This is a genomic window from Blautia aquisgranensis (genome assembly GCF_040096615.1).
In the GTDB taxonomy this organism is placed as follows: domain Bacteria; phylum Bacillota; class Clostridia; order Lachnospirales; family Lachnospiraceae; genus Blautia_A; species Blautia_A aquisgranensis.
Genome location: NZ_JBBMEJ010000003.1, coordinates 187,466 through 205,018, shown reverse-complemented (window position 1 = coordinate 205,018; position 17,553 = coordinate 187,466). Strand labels below are relative to the sequence as shown.

Annotated in this window: 13 protein-coding genes and 1 other annotated feature; of the genes, 3 read left to right on the top strand and 10 right to left on the bottom strand. The window is 40.1% G+C overall.

What is annotated here, in order from left to right; translation table 11 throughout:
• Positions 1–74 precede the first annotated feature (74 nt).
• Together WMO28_RS04410 and WMO28_RS04405 are read right to left on the bottom strand one after the other, a co-directional pair.
• Positions 75–2,390 (bottom strand): ABC transporter permease, encoded by a 2,316-nt coding sequence (locus WMO28_RS04410; protein ID WP_349056172.1) that lies wholly within the window; start codon positions 2,388–2,390, stop codon positions 75–77.
• 10 nt (positions 2,391–2,400) lie between these two features.
• On the bottom strand, positions 2,401–3,099 hold the full coding sequence (locus WMO28_RS04405) for an ABC transporter ATP-binding protein (protein WP_349056171.1): 699 nt from the start codon (positions 3,097–3,099) through the stop codon (positions 2,401–2,403).
• 239 nt (positions 3,100–3,338) lie between these two features.
• Here WMO28_RS04405 and WMO28_RS04400 point away from each other — a divergent pair, with 239 nt between their 5' ends.
• The 3 genes from WMO28_RS04400 (at position 3,339) to ilvN (ending at position 7,295) form a co-directional block, all read left to right on the top strand.
• A complete protein-coding gene (locus WMO28_RS04400) occupies positions 3,339–4,625 on the top strand; it encodes a CNNM domain-containing protein (protein WP_178645045.1) in 1,287 nt (428 codons plus the stop codon).
• Positions 4,626–4,716: 91 nt separating this feature from the next.
• Positions 4,717–4,959: a binding site (T-box leader), on the top strand.
• A gap of 94 nt (positions 4,960–5,053) precedes the next feature.
• A complete protein-coding gene (gene ilvB / locus WMO28_RS04395) occupies positions 5,054–6,772 on the top strand; it encodes a biosynthetic-type acetolactate synthase large subunit (protein WP_178645044.1) in 1,719 nt (572 codons plus the stop codon).
• A 13-nt stretch (positions 6,773–6,785) separates the two neighbouring features.
• A complete protein-coding gene (gene ilvN, locus WMO28_RS04390) occupies positions 6,786–7,295 on the top strand; it encodes an acetolactate synthase small subunit (protein ID WP_118063734.1) in 510 nt (169 codons plus the stop codon).
• Between the two features lie 255 nt (positions 7,296–7,550).
• On the opposite strand, the gene WMO28_RS04385 is transcribed toward ilvN, so the two are convergent.
• The 8 genes from WMO28_RS04385 to WMO28_RS04350 form a co-directional block, all read right to left on the bottom strand.
• Positions 7,551–8,543 (bottom strand): virulence RhuM family protein, encoded by a 993-nt coding sequence (locus WMO28_RS04385; RefSeq protein WP_349056170.1) that lies wholly within the window; start codon positions 8,541–8,543, stop codon positions 7,551–7,553.
• Between the two features lie 338 nt (positions 8,544–8,881).
• Entirely contained in the window at positions 8,882–10,135 is a 1,254-nt protein-coding gene (locus tag WMO28_RS04380) for an ATP-binding protein (protein WP_349056192.1), read from the bottom strand.
• A gap of 336 nt (positions 10,136–10,471) precedes the next feature.
• Positions 10,472–11,044 carry an IS630 family transposase gene (locus WMO28_RS04375; protein WP_349056169.1) on the bottom strand — a complete coding sequence of 191 codons (573 nt, stop codon included), beginning with the start codon at positions 11,042–11,044 and terminating at the stop codon, positions 10,472–10,474.
• Entirely contained in the window at positions 10,971–11,408 is a 438-nt protein-coding gene (locus WMO28_RS04370; RefSeq protein WP_349056168.1) for a COG3415 family protein, read from the bottom strand. Before WMO28_RS04370 ends, WMO28_RS04375 begins: the two co-directional genes overlap by 74 nt.
• 72 nt (positions 11,409–11,480) lie before the next feature.
• Positions 11,481–12,929, bottom strand: a complete 1,449-nt coding sequence (locus tag WMO28_RS04365) for an ATP-binding protein (protein WP_178810482.1) — start codon at positions 12,927–12,929, stop codon at positions 11,481–11,483.
• A gap of 11 nt (positions 12,930–12,940) precedes the next feature.
• On the bottom strand, positions 12,941–14,959 hold the full coding sequence (locus tag WMO28_RS04360; protein WP_349056167.1) for a radical SAM protein: 2,019 nt from the start codon (positions 14,957–14,959) through the stop codon (positions 12,941–12,943).
• Positions 14,960–15,060: 101 nt separating this feature from the next.
• On the bottom strand, positions 15,061–16,065 hold the full coding sequence (locus WMO28_RS04355) for a ParB N-terminal domain-containing protein (RefSeq protein ID WP_349056166.1): 1,005 nt from the start codon (positions 16,063–16,065) through the stop codon (positions 15,061–15,063).
• Positions 16,066–16,074: 9 nt separating this feature from the next.
• Positions 16,075–17,553: a DEAD/DEAH box helicase gene (locus WMO28_RS04350; protein ID WP_349056165.1), complete on the bottom strand. Its 1,479-nt coding sequence runs from the start codon at positions 17,551–17,553 to the stop codon at positions 16,075–16,077.

The window sequence follows — 17,553 nt, the reverse complement described above, 5'->3', positions numbered from 1 at the left end:
ATTATTCACAGATAACTCATCTGCACAGCAGAAACGTAAATCTGCTGCACTTAATCGCATATACTCCTTATTTTTTACTCTACATTTTTTAATGCCTCATCCATCGGAACGTGACGTATCCTCCGGAATTCCAGGGCTGCGACCACTGCATAGGACGCGATTCCGATCGCCATCATTTTTACATAGATCATTGGGTCTACCCACATGGTGATCCAGCCGGATATGCTGGCAAGCATCATCTCACGGAACAGTACCTCCATCACCTGCCGCTCAATGGGCAGACTTAAGAGCAGACAGATTACCACAACCAGAGATGTGGAAAGAATATACAGCCTGCTGATTTCGCCGTCCGTGTAACCGAGGATCTTCGTCATGGAGATTGCCTGGGCATTTTTTTCGATGATGACCTTGGAAAGAAGATAGATCACAACCAGGAATATGATCACCGCAAACCCGTACATCATTCCCATCATATCTCCCATAGAAACATCCAGCTGCCTAGATATCTTGGTCAGGGATTCCAGATCGATCACAGAACCGATATATTTTTCATCAATATCTGTGATTTTCGTGTCCGAAAAATATCCGCCAAAATAATCATCTCCCAGATCAAAGATCTCGTTCAGCTTATTTCGCTCCATGAATACACATAAACCTGCCGTATATTCATAGATTCCATCCACTTTAAAGGAATATTCATCCTTCTCGTATTTTTCCTTCAAAGTTATGGTATCGCCTTTTTTTATCCGGTATTTGTCTGCATAGGCGCTGGAAATATATACGCCGTCACCGGACAGATCCGCATGGATATACTGGCTTTCCGGCTCCGCTCCATATAAAAGGATCTCCTCGCTTTTATATTTGCCAGGCAGGGTATTCAGCGAATAGGCGGAAAATTTTTCCGCATCCTTATTATCCGTTCTGGTATCCATATAATATTCCAGCAGGGAGAGCATTCCATCCAGCTTGTTTCCGGATGACACACTTGCAGGCACTGATAACATATACTGATATTTTGCCAGCATATTATCCTGGATCTCCTGCTGATAATGATCCAGCGCAGACGGCAGAAGCATTCCGAAAAACAGCAGAAGATTTGCAAAAATAACTCCTATGAACAACACAATATAATTGCTGGTGTTCTGAAAGATCACACGCAGGCGGAACCTGGAAAAGATTCCGATCTTCGGGCTTAGGTAAACCGCACGTTTCTGTTTTTTTCCTGAAAAATCCCTCCGCAGAAATTTAAGCGGGGAAAGCTGCAGCCGGTATCGGAGCACAGCATAATTGATCAGTACCATGATCACCACCGGCACCACCGTTGTCAGAAGGAACGCCTCCGCATTCCATATGGTCACGTAAGTTGGAAGACTGTAACTTCCATAATACATGTCCGCACAGACACCCTTGAACACTGTATAGCCAAGAATATTTCCGATCAGTGCACCTGCCAGCGTTACCAGCACCGGCAGAGTCATATAATGCCGGATCAGCTCCTGCCTTGTATAACCGGATGCACGTAGGGTACCGATCACACCGGCTTCCTTGCGGATCGTGTTGCTGATGGTGATTCCGAATACAAAAGCCATGATCACGATCACGATATAGAGCAGCATAACCACCATTGCCTTGTCACTGCCCATATCATCCCCGGTAAACATGATCGCCTGATTAAGATAACGCGGCACAAAAGTCTCCAGGGTCACAACATCTCCTATGTCCTCCATAAGATCCTCGGAGATTTTTTTCTCCTCTTTCTCATCTTCTGGCTGCTTGTTGTAGATCCAGGCATAGTTGTACTGAAGCTTATCCTGACTGAGGGCATCAAATCCCTCCGGAGTTGTTACGCACACACCGAATTTCACGGAATCAAACATGGAATCGTTATTATTCTGGAACAGTGCACTGTAATCAGAAAGAGCCACCAGACCTGTGATCTTCCAGGATCTTTTTCCTTTTGTAAGGGTGTCGCCAATTGTAAGACTGTTATTGTCTGCATACATACGGTCAATGGCGATCTCGTTTTCTCTGGAGGGCATTTCTCCCTTCATCAGGCAGACCTTGTTCACCTGTTCCCGGTTCTTAAAGAAACGCATGGTGCTTCCATTGTCCAGGTCTTCTTCTATGTAATAATTCTCATAAAGCTTTACACCGGCAGCTTCTATATCCTTCCACTGGGATTTGTAGATTCTTTCTGCTGTGCGGAAATTTCCGTTTTCGATGTTATATTTGGCAAAGCTTTCGTTGTAAGCTGTCAGCATACTTCCGTCTGCCACCAGAAAGCCTGAAACGAACCCGATGGTCAGCACCATCAGTAGAAAAACCACCAGATATTTTCCAAATTCCCCTTTCAGCTCTCTGGGGATACGCTTTCGTAAAGGACTCTTCATACCGTCCCCCTTACCATTCCAGCTCTGCTGCCGGAATCTTGTGTTCATTCTGATAATTTTTTCGGATCATACCATCACGAAGCTTCACCACACGGTCTGCCATATCCTTGATGGCATCATTGTGTGTGACCATGACGATCGTATTTCCATATTTGTGATTCACGGTCTCGATCAGCTTGAGGATTTCCTTGGAGGTGTTGTAATCCAGGGCTCCCGTAGGCTCATCGCACAAGAGAATATCCGGATTTTTCACAATAGCACGCCCGATAGCTGTTCGCTGCTGCTGACCTCCGGAAAGCTGATTCGGAAGCTTCCGCTGATGCTCGTAAAGTCCAAGCGTAGTAAGAAGCTCGTCCACATCCAGCGGCTGATCACTCAGGTAAGCACCCACTTCAATATTCTCCCTCACAGTCAGATTGGGGATCAGATTGTACATCTGAAAAATATATCCCAGGTGCTTTCTGCGGTAAACCGAAAGCTTCTTTTCTTTCATATCCTCCAGACATTCACCTTCAATGGTGATACTCCCGGAATCTGCACCGTCAATACCCCCGATAATATTCAGAAGTGTAGATTTTCCGGAACCGGACGGGCCTAAGAGAACACAGAATTCTCCTTTTTCTATTTCCAGTTCGATTCCTTTCAGGACATCCACATGACTCTCACCTGTCCCAAAGGATTTTTTGATTCCTTTTATCTCCAGAAACATATATTTTCTCCTTCCACAAGATACCTTTAAAGCCATGTTAGTCCAGGCTTACTATTTTGTCAAGCTGTTGCCTCCGTTTTCGTAGATTTTTCGTAAATACAGCTGCTGTTTACTCCGTGATCAGTAACAAAACAGATTCCCGGGACACTTCACGCTGCCCTTGCCAAAACCGGTAAAAAAGTATATAATGTGGGAGTATCTGTATATTTTTTTCAAATTTAAAGGAGTGAACATTTAAAGTGGACCCTAGCGACACTTACCAGATAATCATATTACTTATTCTGCTGGCACTGTCAGCCTTTTTCTCATCTAACGAAACCGCGCTGATGTCGGTAAACAAGATCCGTCTCCGCTCCCTGGCAGACGAGGGGAACAAGCGGGCGGCTATGGCTCTTGATATTCTGGAGAACCAGACCCCGAAGCTTCTCAGTGCGATTCTCATCGGCAACAACATTGTGAACATTTCGGCATCTTCCCTTGCAACTACACTTGCATACAGCTTTGGCGGATATATGGTCAGCATTGTCACAGTCATCCTTACTGTGCTGATCCTGATCTTCGGCGAGATCACACCGAAGAACTACGCGACCATCAATGCTGAGAAGATCACTCTCCGCTACATTCCGGTTTTCAAATTTCTCATGACCATCATGACACCTGTGATCTTTATCATCAATCTGTTTTCCAGAGGTGTGATGCGTCTCATGCGTGTGGACCCGGATGCCGCGAACAAAGCTATGACTGAGGAAGAGCTTCGTACCATCGTAGATGTCAGCCATGAGGACGGAGTTATCGAATCGGACGAGAAAGAAATGATCTATAACGTGTTCGATCTCGGAGATGCTACAGCAAAAGATATCATGGTACCGAGAGTACATGTAACCTTTGCTGATGTGAATTCCACTTACGATGAACTGATTGAGATCTTCCGTGAAGATAAATTCACCCGTCTCCCGGTTTATAAGGACAGCCAGAATAATATCGTTGGTATCATCAACATGAAGGATCTTCTTCTTTATAATAAGGATGAAAAATTTGATATTGAACATTTTCTCAGAAAACCGCACTTCACCTACGAGCGTAAGAGCATTTCCGATCTTCTTGTTGAAATGAAGGATTCCACCTTCAACATTGCCATTGTTCTGGATGAATACGGCGATATGGCAGGTCTTATCACACTGGAGGATATCCTGGAAGAGATCGTCGGTGAGATTCATGACGAATACGACGAAAAAGAGGATGAGCTTGTACAGAAGATCTCTGACCGCGAGTATATCATTGAAGGCTCCATGCATCTGGACGATGTGAACGATCATCTTCACACGGAGCTGGATTCTGAGGATTATGATTCTCTTGGCGGATTTATCATTGAACATCTGGACCGTCTCCCGGTAGCCGGTGACGAAGTGATCACAGACGAAGGTATCCGTCTCATTGTGGAAAAGCTGGATAAGAACCGTATCGAGAAGGTACATGTCTATCTTCCGGAAAAAAGTCCGGAAACAGTTGAAAAAACCGAAGATTGATTACGAAGACCAGTTTTAGCGGAGCTGTCATTTTTCATTGACAGTTCCGCTATTTTATATTATAATAGTTTAAAATTTTTATTCACATTTACTAAATGCAATGACAGGGAATAGTACATATTCTTCGGATGCCCAGAGAGAAGATGGTCGGTGAGAATCTTCGTGACAGGATTATGGAAGTAGCCCTCGAGCAGTGGACTGAACCATGGATCTTCATGCAGTAGGCTTCAACGTCATTCCCACGTTACAGGGAGGCAGTATATTTTTCGTACTGGCAGAGAGCAGAGTTTTACCTCTGAAAACAGGTGGTACCGCGGAATCATCCGTCCTGAGCATATTTTATCCGATATGCCGGGACTTTTTTATTGGAAAAAAATTCTGCAAAAGCCATTTATCATTTTCACATCATCAAAGGAGGGAACCAATTCATGAAACAGATTTCCGGAAACAAATTGCTTGTAAAAGCCTTAAAAGAAGAAGGCGTTGATGTTCTGTTCGGTTATCCTGGTGCCTGCACCATCGATATCAGTGATGAATTATATAAACAGAGCGGCATCGACATCATCCTGCCACGTCACGAGCAGGCTCTTGTCCATGAGGCAGATGCCTATGCCCGTACTACAGGAAAGGTGGGCGTATGCCTGGTAACCAGCGGCCCTGGTGCCACCAACCTTGTCACAGGTCTTGCCACTGCCAACTACGACAGTGTTCCTCTCGTATGCTTCACCGGTCAGGTTGCCCGTCATCTCATCGGCAACGACGCGTTCCAGGAGGTTGATATCGTCGGCATTACACGAAGCATCACAAAATACGGTGTTACCGTAAGAAACCGTGAAGACCTCGGCCGCATTATTAAAGAAGCTTTTTACATCGCACGTACCGGCCGTCCGGGACCTGTTCTCATCGACCTTCCAAAGGATGTAATGGCCGAGCTGGGAAATGCTGAGTATCCGAAGACTGTCAATATCCGTGGCTACAAGCCTAACACCAGCGTGCACATCGGACAGCTGAAGCGTGCCCTCAAAATGCTGCAGAAGGCCAAAAAACCTCTGTTTCTTGCCGGCGGCGGTGTGATCATTTCCCGTGCGCAGGAGATTTTTACCCAGGTTGTTGAGAAAACTCAGATCCCGGTTGTCACAACCGTTATGGGACGTGGCGCCATTTCCACAAAGAACCCTCTGTTTATCGGAAATCTTGGTATGCACGGCGCTTATGCCGCAAATATGGCAGTGAATGAATGCGATCTTCTGTTTTCCATCGGAACCCGTTTTAACGACCGTATCACAGGCAAGCTCCATGAATTTGCTCCACATGCACAGATCGTCCACATTGATATCGACACCGCTTCCATTTCCAGAAACATCCATGTAGATATCCCCATTGTTGCCGATGCAAAAGAGGCTATCACAAAAATGGCTGAATATGTGCAGGAATGTAATACCGGCAAATGGCTGAAGCAAATCCGGGAATGGAAAGAAGAGCATCCTCTTACCATGAAGGACCGTGGTATTATGGGACCGCTGGATATCATCGGCGAGATCAACCGCCAGTTTGACAAGGCCATTCTTGTTACCGATGTAGGTCAGCATCAGATGCTGGTGAGCCAGTATGCAGACATCACCGAGAACCGTCAGCTGATCATGTCAGGCGGACTTGGAACCATGGGTTACGGCCTTCCAGGTGCTATCGGTGCCAAGATTGGTAATCCGGACACACCGGTCATCTCCGTTTCCGGTGACGGCGGCATGCAGATGAATATTCAGGAGCTGGCTACCGCAGTTCTGGAGGAGCTTCCGATCATCTGCTGTATCTTCAATAATGAATATCTCGGAATGGTCCGCCAGTGGCAGAAGCTTTTCTACGGAAAACGTTACGCCATGACAAACCTGAAGGCCGGTGCACTCTCCCGCCGTACAGACGGTCAGGAATATCCGGAATACACACCGGATTTCATCCGTCTCGCAGAGAGCTACGGTGCAAAGGGAATCCGCGTCACAGAAAAAGACCAGATCGCAGCTGCCTTCGAAGAGGCTAAGAAAAACACAAAAACTCCTACGATCATCGAATTTATCATTGATCCGGAGGAAATGGTTTACCCGATGGTTAAGCCGGGCGGAACTCTGGCTGACCTGATCATGGATTGTTAGGAGGAAATGTATCATGGATAAAGGAATGAAAAAAAGATGGATCTCTCTTTACGTTGAAAACCAGGTAGGTGTTCTTTCCAAGATCTCCGGTCTTTTCTCCGGAAAGTCCTATAACCTGGACAGTCTTACAGTTGGAACCACCGAGGATCCTACCGTTTCCAGAATGACCATCGCCACAGTCAGCGATGATGAAACATTTGAACAGATCAAGAAACAGCTGAACCGTATGATCGAAGTCATCAAGGTTATTGATTTTACAGATGTGTTCGTAAGAATGAAAGAGATTCTTTATATTAAAGTCAAGGGATGTTCTCCTGAGGATAAAGTAGAGCTTTTCCAGATCGCTGAGACCTTCAAGGCCCGTGTCATCGACTACGGCAAGGACAGCCTTCTTCTGGAATTTGTTCAGACAGCAACCAAGAACGATGCTGTTATCAAACTGATCAAGGAAGAGTTTAAGCAGATCGAAGTAGTTCGTGGCGGAAGTGTTGGAATTGAGTCTATCAGTATGATGGAGAGATAAAAGCTGAATAATACCACGATATAAAAACAACGGGAAGATCATCTCTTCCGCAGACAGCGCCAGCTGCTGCGGAGGGATTTCTTCCCGTTGTTGAAATAAAGATGGGGCCGTGAGAATCAAACGTTTGCAACGGTGTGCACTTTTGAAAGTAATGCGATGGTCTCGACTGTGTTTTCGTTGAGCAACCAAATTGCTTCGCCTTCAAAGACTTCATAATACATCGGAAATACCAGACCACTAATTCCGATGATGCTCTCACTGTTTTTTATCTGTTTTCTTCTCCAATATTTTTATTGAATTCAGGTAGTCTTCTTCTACCGTGCTGAGTGTTCGCGCTTTATATTTTTTATATTCACCAGTCGCTTTATCAACAGCCTGTTTGTGCGATATACTTCCATTCCCCTGCAAAAGCTGTTCACCACTCATTGTCAGAATCCGATCCAGATGCTCTGCCCAGTCCCTCATTGTCATAGCCTGTTCTCGTTCTGCCTGACGTTCTGCAAAATCAAGATATCCCGATACCAGCTGTCCCATTGCCCGCAATTCTTTTTCAGATAAATAATTCTTGGCAACTACAGCTTCCTTTAAGGTTGGCTGATTGCCTTTAAAAGTAGTAAGTCCCATAAATTCTTTTTCTGCATCGGCTCTGGTATAAACTACTTCTGCTGCAGTTTGTCCATGAATTGCGTAATGAATTTTGTTTTGCACTTTTTTGAAAAATACAATAGATATTTCCGCTTTCGGATCATAATCTATGCTCGTTGCATAAATTTCCAGAACCTGACGATAAAATACTTTCTCGGATGCACGAATATCACGGATTCTATCCAACAATTCCTTGAAATATCCACCGCCACCCAGATTTTTCAAACGATCGTCATCTAAAGCAAAACCTTTTCTCATGTATTCTTTTAAAATCCCAGTTGCCCAGATTCTGAACTGTGTTCCTCGTTTTGATTTTACACGATAGCCAACAGAAATAATAACATCAAGATTGTAATAATCTACATTGTAAACTTTTCCATCAGAAGCAGTTGTTGCAAATTTTGCAACAACTGAATCCCGCTGTAATTCACCTTCTGTAAATATATTTTTTATATGTCTGGAAATGGTTGATTTATCTCTCTGAAACAATTCTGCCATCTGATCAATAGACAACCAGACTGTATCACCATCAAAAGTAGTTTCAACTTTCGTCAGACCATCCTCTGTCGTATAAATAATCATATCTGCTTTTTCTTTATCCATAAATTAATTTTCCTCCAAAATCAGATATATTATCAACGTGAACAAGTCACTATAGCGAAATCATCATTTCTCATCTTTATCATTTATAATATGGTAGTAATCCTCCATATCCACACTGAGTTTTACCGTGGTATCTGGTTTTCGTTTGCCCAAAAGGCACACCGTCTCCACATGGCTCGACTGCTCACCAAGTACGTCAGAAGTTTCAGTCCGTATAAGGGAACATATCCACGAACCTTTTAACGATAGGTCGGAGCTATCGTTAAAAAGTGTTTATTCTGTTGTACTCATCACTAAAAGATATCTTGGGCATAATATCCATAAATATCTTTTAGAAATTAAAGTTCCAATGACTCTTGCTTTAGTAAAAAGTCAAATACACTCATCATCAAAATTCCATCGTCATTATAAAATGGTTTCGGTGTATTTGATGTAATGACAATCTTTTTGAATGAATCATTGATTTTGGTAAACGGTCTGATTTCTTGAGCCATTTTTTCTTCCGTTTCTAATGAATATGCAGACTGAATATAATACTTCTTTGATCCTTTGCTGCAAATGAAATCCACTTCTAATTGCTTCTTCACAGGTTTTCCATTTTTGCCGGGTTCAACAATCATTATATTTCCTACATCAACCCTGTAACCTCTTTTTCGAAGTTCATTATATATCACATTTTCCATAGAATGGGTTACTTCCATCTGCCTAAAGTTAAGCCTGGCATTGCGAAGCCCCATATCCATAAAATAATATTTCATAGGTGTTCCTATATATGATTTCCCCTTAATATCAAACCTTTTCGCTTCTTCAATCAGGAAGGAATCTTCAAGATATTCTATATACTTTGTAATTGTTGTAGCAGTAATCTTTGACTGGTTCACGCTTTTGAAAGTCTTTTGCAGCTTATTCGGATTTGTTAATGATCCTATAGCTGACGAAAGAATGTTGAGAAGCGTTTCCATCTCTCCTACATTTCTGACCTTGTTTCTAGAGGCAATGTCACGAATGTATGTTTCTTTAAACAAATTATCTAATAGTGCCATCTTCTGCTCATCAGTATCTGCCAGAACAACAATTGGAATGCCACCATAGGTAATATATTCATTCCAACCATCATAATAATGCCCATCATATACACTCATAAACTCGGAAAAGCTTAATGGGTACATGTGTATTTCATCACCACGTCCGCCAAATTCCGTAGCTATATCCCTGGACAAGAACTTGGCATTACTTCCTGTTACGAATACATCACAGTTCTTTTTATCCGCAAGTCCATTCAACACGCTCACAAACTCATCTAACATCTGAACTTCATCCAGCAAAATAAAGTATTTCTCCCCATCTTTTAGTTGTTCTTTCACCCAAAGATAAAACACTTTTGGGTCTCTAAATTCAATGTTATCATATAGGTCGAATGCCATTTCAATGATGTGATCCTCTGAAACACCTTGTTCAAGCAAATATTTCTTAAATAGCGTACGCAAAAGATATGACTTTCCACATCTGCGAATTCCTGTAACAACTTTTATTAAACCATTATCCATGCGACTAATGAGTTGTTCTAAATAATAATCTCTCTTTATTTCGATATTCATCTAAGCACCTCTAAAAGATATTTTGGTATATTATGCCCTATTTTTCTTTTAGTATACCGCATGCAAACCTATTTTTCAATTGCTAAAAGATATTTTAGTATGTTTTGTCTATTTTTTCTTTTAAGATAATTGATTATTTAATTTATTCTATATACAAAACACCTACCATAAATTCCGTTAGGTGTTTTGTATATCTATATTTATTCCTTTTATATCTGATGTCTGCAATAAGAACGTATTTCCAAAATCAAAAATACAGGAATGCAAAGTACCGTAAATACCATTGTGACTTACGGAATCCAAAAACTCCGAGAACCTATAGCAGCCCTCTTAATTAACGCAAATACCACATGCACGAAACCATCCTCTGCAATCATTTGTGCTTACAGATTCCAGGGCCGCTTTTACAGCTTCAGGTAGTTCAGATGCAATACGGATTTTTCTCTTTCTGAGAATGGATTTCATTTTTGACCACATTTTTTCAATAGGGTTTAAATCTGGACTGTATGGTGGTAAAGGTAAATATATATAGGAAATACCAGCTTTGTCCAAAAGCTCTGTCACTATTTTGGAATGATGAGAACGCATATTATCCATGATTACAACATCGTCTTTTTCAAGGCTCAGTATCAATTGTTCTTTCATATATTCACGAAATCTCTGTGCAGTTGTCCCACCTTGATATGTAGTATATACCAGACTGCCATTCAGACGAATAGATGACAAAACGGTTGTTCCGGCAGGCGTGTTTACTGGGGTAGCGTCAATGGCACGTTTCCCATGTACTGCATGTGCATAGTGTCTTGTAAGATTTGTATTAATGCCGCTTTCATCCAGATATATTTGATGTTCTGGTTTTGCACCAGCTATATTTTCTATCCATGTTTTGCGTTTTATCTGCACATCGGGGACGCTCCTGTTCTTTTGCATACAAAGACTTTTTCTTATAAGTATAACCTTGTTTTATCAAAAAACGCCTGACAGCTTCGTTGCCTACTGGTAAATGAAGGATTTCGATAATCTCATTCATTGTGATATCCGGTTGTTTTTGTACAAGTTCCAGAATATCCTGGTGTTGCTTTTCTGTAAGAATTGGTTTCCGTCCTCTCAGATACGTTCTGGTTTCATAACTTCCAGTGCGTGTGCGTTCTTCTACAAGGCGGTATATGGTACTTTCATTTACTGAAAAATACTTTGCAATCTCCTTGGCATTGTGAGTTTTATCCCAGGCTTCCAATACCAGTTTTCTAGCTTCATTGTGTAGCATACGATCATCTCCTACACTATATTTTATCACCCCTGTAAAGAGATTGCATTATTTAAGAGGACCGCTATAGAATTAAAACGAATCGATTATTGTCTGGATAATATCATTAGCTTTGGCATTAGTATATTTTGCATACAATGCATCAAAAACATGCTCTAGCGTATGCTTCTGGTCGACTGTAAACTTACTATTAAGATTCAAAACATTATATTTTGTTTTCTTTTTTCCCATATCCATAAGCAGTGATAACTTACTGAGCAGATCTGTATTGGCAACCGAATCAGAATCATCCATATCATAACAATCTAATTCTGTCCCAAGAGAAATGTCCACTCCATCTACATCCGTAACACTTTCATCAGCCAAAAATTTCTTATCGCTCTGAGTTAAACTTCTTTCGTAAGATCGGTGACGTATCTGCCTTGACATTTCATTAGCCCATTCCGTGAACTGACTAAGCAGTTCTTTATAGGCACTATTTTTTTCATAGTCATCTCGTCTTGTATTCGGAATGATATCTTCATTAAAGACAAGCAACTCTCCAACCATCCAGCTATTAAATCGTTCCTCTTTATAACATTTCCTTAATGTATTCTCGTCACCAATAAGAATATTTCCTTGCCGGATCCTAATTCCCTTTATATCTTTATCCAGAACGGTTCCTAAAAAGTTTGTCTCCGCATACCAAAGCATAGCCGTAACTTTTTCGCCAGAATAAAAGGGCACGAAGTTAATATCTGATATAGAATCATTTATTTTTCTTATCCTATCAGCAAGTATTTTATTCTTGTACGGTTTGCAAATATCTATTACCGTACGGTCTGTTCTCAGCTCCACATTATATTCCGCAAGTTCAACCTCCATCTGGGCCAACTTTTGTTTTATCATTGAGCCCCATACAAAGTCTCTAGAAAACGGAACCGGAAGATTCTGTTGTAAATACGAGACCACCTCGGAATCATTCAGCAAATCACTTTCTGGGACTACTCCGTAAAGCTCAACTGAAAAGTAATGCTCATTAATACGCTCGGGTATTTCTTCAATTGTGAGAACACTTGATAAAACTTGATCAATCGAATCACGACTGTCCACTTGTGGAGAGAGTAAATACTTTAATTCTTCAGCATCATATGTAATACAGGATGCCTTTTCTTCTCCATGGATAGATGTCACAAATTTCAACTTCTGACAATATCCTAATCCTGATAATCTTCCAATTCCCCTAAAGCCTCGACTATTAGAATGTCTTTTCTTGGAATTTCCTATATCTATAAGATTTGAGTAAATATCATTTGCTCCAACGCCAGTTCCATTATCTGAAATCTTTATTATCCTTTCAGATTCCGAAACCGTAATTGAGATCTTTTCTTCTCCTTTCTTTAGAATCCCCTGCTCAAGAGCCTCGTCAATTGAATCGGCTGCGTTTTGTACATACTCCCTATATAAGTCCAACGGAGATACATACAATCCGCTTGTAAGGGACTCTAGTGTGAACTTTCCAATTAATAACTGATGCTCCACTATTCTGTCTCCTATAATTCAAATATGCTTATCTGATGATACAGTTCTTTAATCTGTTCTTCTATTACAGAAATTATTTGTGTATCACCAGGCTGAGCGCCATTTGTCTTTATTAATACATCTTTCAATTCATCCAAATGTAATAATAGAATTTTTCTTATTGGCGCCTCTTTTAATTCGTATGCGCTGTTCATAATAATCTGCTCCTCTTGTTTTGAAAGCAAATTACTCACGTGAAAATATGGAATGAACTGTAATAATGCGAAATCAAAATCAACTAAGCGTTTGGATTTGTTTGCCTTTATTAGCATCGTTAATTTATCATTATCATGCCCGCTGAACAGATCGATTTTTTTCAACAAATCTGTACATACTTTTTCCCCAAAATTTTCAAGTATACCGGCGATTACTTTGTATCCCGGTTTCGAACTCAGTATCGTTTCAACGATACGAGAATACATAAACGGGAGTTCCTCTGAAATAAATGTGCTAATTATTCTTTTTGTATCCTCCGTGCAATCCGAGAATACTCGAATTGTTGCACTTGGCGTAAGATAAAGAAAATACAATTTTTTCAGTTCTTCATTTTCAATTTTGTCTAACGTTTCCACGCTAAATCTATTACACCCAATATATTCCAGAACTGTATCCTTCTCGAACATCGAATAATACTTCATCCAGGTGTCGATAAGATGTCTATTTTCAGACCACTGTGTATACCGAATCTCTCTTTCAAATTTCGGCTCATCTTTTCTTTCTACAAAATGACCACGTTTATTTAACAATCTTTCAGGCATTGCAAGATACATCACGAAGTCTTCGGCTGTCTTACCAAAATCTGCCTCAAAGAAGGATCTTCCCTGGATACCTTTTCCCTGTGTTGGTATCAACATGCACTGTAGAGCTCGAAGATATTTTGCATTCCAATTAGCACCAATAAATCCTCTTTGATCATTATCTAGCGGAATATATCTCATAGGGAACGAAAAAATAGCAATTTTTCTTCCCAGCTCCTCGGTTAAATTTTCGCCAAGCTCCATAGTCAGGTGCATGCGATAGAATAAGTCCTCTGGTGTATCCGCATGATAAGAGTGCCCTTTACCAGTGAAATCCTCTCCATTGTATAAAAGGTAATTGGACATATGATCAATCCCTGCCCTTGCACACAATGTAATCGCGCGCACATATACATCTTCATCTTCAATATGATCAAAGGCGATACGTGCTGGTTTTATTGCTAATTCTCCTAACCTTTGTGCTTTATGCTCATTAAGTAAAAATGCATCTAACCCCTGGTTGAAATCAACATGTCTTACAACAGTTTTTCCTGTTTTCGGATTTACAAATGTTGCACCTTTTTCAAATCCTAATGCTTTTATCTCATCAATTATTTGATCAAATTTGGGAGATCTCAAAACATTATTATCCATCAACAAAAGGTCTCGTTTTGGTCCAAACTCTTTATCAATTCTCTTAATACTATCTGAAATAGATACATATGGCTCATATGTAGGTTCCAATGTTTTAACCGCACAAAAAGTACAGTTCATACCACAGCCCCTAGTCATATATGTAAAGTATGCATCCTCCGCAGGATATTTATACTCATCCTTTATATCGTCCAATATCCCGTAATCCAAAGGAAGTGTGTCGATACACTCCTCCCCTTTTAATCCAAGGGTACCTTCGTGATTAAGAAGTCCGGTATTATTTATTACAGTAGGAAATTCCCTTGCAATCCACTCCGGCTGCAGTGTTGCCAGGATACCTCCCGTAAAAACCTTTCCGCCTGGTTTTACTACAGACAGCGCATATTGTAATGCTTTTTTTGTATTTTCCCACTCGAAGGTAAAAAGAGTAGTTACATATACTCTATCCCATTTTTTATTTTCTAGTCCCTCCGGTAATCTTCCCTTTGCGAATCTTACATAATCGTGCATGATATAACGATGAAAATACGCAATTTTCATTAGCCCGATTGGTGGGTATTTATTTTTGTATGCCGGTTCAATTAACAATATATCTTCCACGATTAAACTCCTACGCATAGTGAAACCGTCCTGGAGCGCTATCATCAGAACGGTTTCATTATAACCATTTTCTTTTGATTTGTCGATCCCTGACTTCTCTACTATTTTTTCTTATCAATTTCTTTCATTAACTGAGTTACTGCTGTATTAATTTTTCTCAATGAAAATAATATGTCTTTACTATTGCCAACAGCCTCTTTTTTTAACTCATCGCAAAAATCTTTTTCTGAAATTAATCTCTGAAATTTTTTTACTTTTTCATAGTTGTCACCGCTTCTTCCGGTGGCCTCAAAACGTGCATGGGCCTCTTCTAAGTCGATATCACCTTTAATATAATCCTGCATTATATGCGTTGAACTTTTACCCTCATCAGAAGCAATTTTTCCCAGTATATCTCTTACGTCCTGAGCTCTGACAATTTCCCCTGTCTTTACCTGCTTTGCGAAAAACGAATCCATCTCTGGATAAGTGTTTCGATATTGTTTAATGCCTTTGTTCTGTACATACTGCTCATACATATTCCAATGAGATTGATGAGTATCATTATGCTCTACCATCAAGCCATATATCTCACAGTATTTTTTTACAGTTATCGCTGAAATACCCACTTGTTTTCCCAAGGCGGAATCCGAACATCCCAATTCCTTCTTTTGTCTATAAATATAGGCGGCTTGTTCAAATTTACTCCAATCCTTTTTAGGATTTAAATGGAATGTACCGAGAAGTGTAAATATATCTGAGTCAGAAATATCCTCTGGTAATATCTGCACCAAGACTCTAGACCATTTAAGTGGGTCATTTTTTGCTAAAATTCTGTATGCTGCCAGGCGGCTATTTCCCTCCAACACAACATATCTATCTTTTCGTTTGACCACTATCAGCGGCTCAATAAGGCCACCATTTTGCATGATTTGTGACTTCAAACTCTTAACATGGTCCAGTGAACACATTATCTCTTCAATTTCTGTCTGAGTCGGATTATCGTGTCCATTTTCATGCAATACCGAATATACTCTAGGATTATCAATGTAAAACAATAAATCTTGTTGTAATAATTCTGTTTCGGTAACTTCAAACTTTTTCTGTCCAATAACTCTTATTCCCATACTGCCACCTTATTCATCTACTTCTTCAAATTCCAAAATGCTTTTTACAATATCTCCAAAACTATAATCAGCCACGCCTTGATAATCTCCTAAGCTGATATCTCCCTGTGATAATGCCGCTGCATTTTGCTTAGCTTTCAATAATAAGTCAACCCATTCATCTATACTGTCCTTAATAATAATATTATGAACATAGCATGTTTTTTTCTGTGAAATGCGGTGTATTCTATCCTGTGCCTGCAAATAATCATCTAGGCTGAAACCTCTATCATAGAAAATAACATGATTAGCCATTGTTAGTGTCAGACCTTCTTTTGCAGATGCTGGAGTTGCAAAGAGAATACGAATATCATCATCATGAAATTTTTGGACAGAACGATTTCTAGCATCCATATTCATTTTCCCATGTATTTTTACAGTACCTAAATCCTGATACTTTTTAGTGAAGTAATCTATATTCTCAATAAAATTACTCCATACAATACATTTTTCACCATTTGCCAATATTTTTTGAATAAGTTCATCCAACAAAGGCTCCTTTGCAGATGCTTCGCATTCCTCGTCTACCAATTTGGGATTTGATGTAACCTGTATTAAGCGAAGTAGACGCTTGACAATTGCAGAGGAATCATCAATATATCTTTCACCATCTCTTACCACTTCAGCATATAATTCAGTTCTTATCCGCTCGTACAACTCCTCTTGCATACGATTGAATTCTGTAACTTCCTGTATATATACTTTATCCGGCAGTGTAATGATTCCACTATTTTTTGTTTCGCGAACTGTAAAAGAACTTATCCTATTAAAAATCTGGGAAATATTATCTTCAAACTCTTTCTGTAAATCAGTATTTCTACTAAGTTTATTGCTAAGGTCTGTTTCCTTTTTAAACTCGTTAAAATCAGCCCCCAGACTTTCTCCAAAGTCCAAAAAATATATCTGTGCCCAGATATCATATGGTCTATTGGCTACAGGTGTACCTGTCATTATAATTCTTCGCTGAAACAACGGAGCCAACTCAAAATAGGTCTTTGTTAATTTTGAATTAGGATTCTTCAATTTTGCAGACTCATCAATAATTATCCCGACATTTCTAACTTTCAAATACAATTCGAATTGTTGTTTTTCTGTTTCTAGAGTCTCAAAATTTGTCAACACCACTCTGTATGGTCCACAAAAAATTCGGTAGTTATTATTTTTATCTGTATTTAACACTGCAGGTTTTATCGAAGTATGGTCTTTAAACTCGTTAACCCAGTTTGCAACCAGCTGTTTTTTGGTAACAATTAAAGCAGTATCCATCGAACACTTTGACAGCCAATATAAAAGCACATCAATGGCAATTTTAGTTTTACCCAATCCCTGCTCATGAAAAATCGCAGCATATTCTAAATCTTTCACCGCATCTACAGCTTCTTGCTGATACGGAAAAGCCTTAAATTTGGCTATATATTTAGGCTCTCGTTTTAACTTGTTACTTTTCAT

Coding starts and splice junctions, on each gene's coding strand:
- WMO28_RS04410 (WP_349056172.1), bottom strand. CDS start 2,390: ATGAAGAGTCCTTTACGAAAGCGTATCCCCAGAGAGCTGAAAGGGGAA.
- WMO28_RS04405 (WP_349056171.1), bottom strand. CDS start 3,099: ATGTTTCTGGAGATAAAAGGAATCAAAAAATCCTTTGGGACAGGTGAG.
- ilvB (WP_178645044.1), top strand. CDS start 5,054: ATGAAACAGATTTCCGGAAACAAATTGCTTGTAAAAGCCTTAAAAGAA.
- ilvN (WP_118063734.1), top strand. CDS start 6,786: ATGGATAAAGGAATGAAAAAAAGATGGATCTCTCTTTACGTTGAAAAC.
- WMO28_RS04385 (WP_349056170.1), bottom strand. CDS start 8,543: ATGGATAAAGAAAAAGCAGATATGATTATTTATACGACAGAGGATGGT.
- WMO28_RS04370 (WP_349056168.1), bottom strand. CDS start 11,408: ATGCTACACAATGAAGCTAGAAAACTGGTATTGGAAGCCTGGGATAAA.
- WMO28_RS04355 (WP_349056166.1), bottom strand. CDS start 16,065: ATGGGAATAAGAGTTATTGGACAGAAAAAGTTTGAAGTTACCGAAACA.
- WMO28_RS04350 (WP_349056165.1), bottom strand. CDS start 17,553: ATGAAAAGTAACAAGTTAAAACGAGAGCCTAAATATATAGCCAAATTT.